Source organism: Protofrankia symbiont of Coriaria ruscifolia, assembly GCF_900634745.1.
Classification (GTDB): domain Bacteria; phylum Actinomycetota; class Actinomycetes; order Frankiales; family Frankiaceae; genus Protofrankia; species Protofrankia californiensis.
The window spans coordinates 1-2,927 of record NZ_CAAAFR010000138.1 but is presented as its reverse complement, the minus strand read 5'-3'; the positions used below and the strand labels follow the sequence as shown (position 1 = coordinate 2,927).

General features: G+C 69.2%; 3 protein-coding genes and 1 pseudogene. 2 read left to right on the top strand and 2 right to left on the bottom strand.

Annotated elements, in window-relative coordinates:
• Window positions 1–573 (top strand): group II intron maturase-specific domain-containing protein (locus CV1CTNOD_RS15525; protein WP_278043919.1); only part of this gene is annotated, 573 nt, incomplete at its 5' end.
• A gap of 118 nt (window positions 574–691) precedes the next feature.
• On the opposite strand, the pseudogene CV1CTNOD_RS15515 reads toward CV1CTNOD_RS15525, so the two are convergent.
• Window positions 692–1,345, bottom strand: a pseudogene (locus CV1CTNOD_RS15515) (transposase family protein); the annotation flags it as partial.
• Window positions 1,346–1,785: 440 nt separating this feature from the next.
• Window positions 1,786–2,226: a hypothetical protein gene (locus CV1CTNOD_RS28395; protein WP_131786790.1), complete on the bottom strand. Its 441-nt coding sequence runs from the start codon at window positions 2,224–2,226 to the stop codon at window positions 1,786–1,788.
• Between the two features lie 187 nt (window positions 2,227–2,413).
• Here CV1CTNOD_RS28395 and CV1CTNOD_RS15505 point away from each other — a divergent pair.
• The coding region (locus CV1CTNOD_RS15505) for a transposase (protein WP_165485542.1) at window positions 2,414–2,927 on the top strand (514 nt) is incomplete at its 3' end.

Sequence of the window (2,927 nt, the reverse complement as noted above, 5' to 3'; positions counted from 1 at the left end):
CCCCGCCGACGGCAGCTCCGCCCCGCGCAAACACAAACGCAGGGCACCTCACCCGAGCTGAACAGCTACGGTCTGCGGCTCTCCGAGGCCAAAACCCAGGTCACGCACCTGGAAACGGGGTTCGACTTCCTCGGCTTTCGCATCCAGCGACGCCACAAACGAGGCACGAACAAATGGTACGTCTACACCTTCGTCTCCGACCGGGCAATCCGGGCGGTGAAGGCAAAGATCAGGGCCATGACCCCCAGGACATCGCAACAGGACCTGGAGGACCTGCTGATCTGGATCAACCGGGTCACGCACGGGTGGGCCGGCTACTTCCAGCATGCCGTGGCGAAGCGCGTCTTCTCCATGATCGACCACTTTGTCTGGGAACGAGTCGTTCGCATGCTACGGGTCCGGCACCACTGGGGATGGAAGGAGTTCCGCGCCCGGCACACCACCCCCGAGGGGAAGTGGCTGCCGATCCGCGCGGGCAGCACCGAGTTGAAGCCGTTAGCCAAGGTACCGGTCACCCGGTACCGCTACCGCGGCAACCGGATCCCTACCCTCTGGGCCCCACAACCCACATAACGACAGGAACCGTGGAGCGCCCGTTGCGTCGAGAGGCGCACGGCGGGTGCGGAGAGAGGCCATGGGAAACGGATCAGGAGCAATCCCGACACCGCGCCCATGGCCTACTCACCTGTTTCTTTTGGTCGTCGGGCAGGTCCTCGCTCTTGGGCTTCTTGCGCGGGATCGTGACCTGGTCCTGTAGCCCTTCGTAGCCGAGGTCGGTGAGGATCTCGCCGTCGGCGCTGCTCCACTGCGCGAGGACCGGTAGTGCGCCGGAGGCGCGCAGTGCGGTGGTGTCGTGTTCCCGGCCGGGCCGGACGTCGGAGACCCACAGTGGCCAGCCGTCGTCGGGGGCGGAGACGACCTGGACGTTGCCGCCGTGGTTCTTGATTTTTCCGGACCACCACAGGTCCACGCCTTTGGTCGGGCCGGGAGTGCGGACCCGGTCGGTCTCGATCATCGTGCCGTCGATGACGACGTGGCCGTAGCCCGCGGTCTTCGCGGCCAGCAGCGCGTTGCGCAGGTCAGGCGCCTGCCAGGCGAGGACCGCGACGCCCTCATGGAGATAGCGGTAGCCGACCGACGTGCTGACTTTGTGGTCGTTACACAACTGCCTGACCCGTGTCCCGTCGCAGAACCAGCGCAGGACGAACACGGCCTGTTCCCGGGGAGAGAGCTTACGGGTCCCCTCCCGGGTACCTTTCCGCTTGCGTTCCGCGACCAGCAGCACCGCCAGACGCATGACAGTGTGATCGCCGAGGGGCAGCTCGGCGGTGTATGTGACACTCACAGAAGATGCGGGGCCTCTCGGAAGCTGATCTGTAGGAGGACAACTTCCTACCGGGGCCCCGCGTTTCGTCTTTCACCGCCCCGACCCATAGCCAGGGCCCTTCACAGTCAGCGACGCTTACAGAGCGTGGCAGACCGTTGCGGGGAAAGGCTCATTCAGCCGCTATCGCTCGCGGTGATGAGCAGTAGCCGTTGCCGCCGATTGAGGGCGTGTGCGTAGTGGTCGAGTCCCCCAGGGACACACCCCGACGTTTCCCGAGCCGAATGGAGCGTATGAGATCCCCGTTTCCGGACTATTAGGGGCTCTCCCCAGTCGACTGGAGGGCGTCTCCGGGCATCAACCGTGCGTGACGTCCTGTGGTGACGGGGTGTAGCCGCGTTTTGGTCCGTAGAAGAAGGGACACCCGCCCGCTGAAATGATCGCTCTTACCAGAGAAGAGATCATCGGACGGACGGGTGCGTGTGTTCAAGGGTAGGGGCTGTGCGCTGGGCGGGCTGCTGGGGCTGCCCGCCGGTGTCGAGGTCGAACTGGTCGAGCGGGAGGCGGACGGGTCGTTCACCGTGCATGTGCGCACGGCGGCGGGGGTCGAGGCGTGCTGCCCGGGCTGCGGGACGCCGGCGGGCCGGGTCAGGGAGGTCGCCGGGCAGACGGTGGCGCATCTGGCGGTGGTCCCGATGGCGGTGACCTGGCACAAGCACCGGTTCTGGTGCGACAACGGCGGCTGTGACCAGGCCGTTTTCACCGAGGGCGGGTCGCTGGCCGTCCGCGGCGGGACGGTGTCGTCCGCGGCGAAGGAGACGATGGGCCACCTGGTCGGGGACTGGGTCGTGGCGGTGGACCTGGTCGCGCGGGCGGCCGAGGTCAGCTGGCACACCGCGCATCGCGGCGTCGTCGGGCTGGCCGAGGCGGAGGGGATCGTGGTCACCGCCCCGGCCGGGCGGACCGGGGCCGACGAGCCGGTCGGGGACGAGGCGGACGCCGTCGTCGGTGAGGAGACGGGCGTCGACGGCGAGACGGGCGGGGAGGGCCGCGCGCGGGGCGGAGGCCGTGGGGTGAGGGGTGAGGGCGGTGTCCTGGCCGCTGCCCGCCGTCGAGGTGCTCGGGATCGACGACCACCGCCGGGGCCGTCCCCGCTACCACCGGGACCCGCTCTCCGGCGGCTGGGTCGCCGACGCCGATCGCTGGCAGACCGGGCTGTTCGACTCCCGCGGCGGCCACGGCCTACTCGGGGCCGTCGAGGGCAGGACAGCGGCGGCCACGGCCGGCTGGATCGGCGCCCAGCCCGCCGGCTGGCGCGCCGGCATCCAGGCGGTCACGATCGACATGTCCACCGTCTACAAGTCAGCCGCCCGCGACGCGCTCCCGCACGCGATGATCGCGGTCGACCCGTTCCACGTCGCGCAGCTGGCGAACAAGACCGTCGGCGACGTCCGCCGCCGGACCACCCACCAGTTGCGCGGCCGCCGCGGCCGGGCCACCGACCCCGAATACACGATCCGCACCCTGCTGGTACGGGGGCCCGGCACGCTCTCGAAGACGGGCCGCGACAGGATCCTGACGACGCTGGCCGACCTCGGCGGGC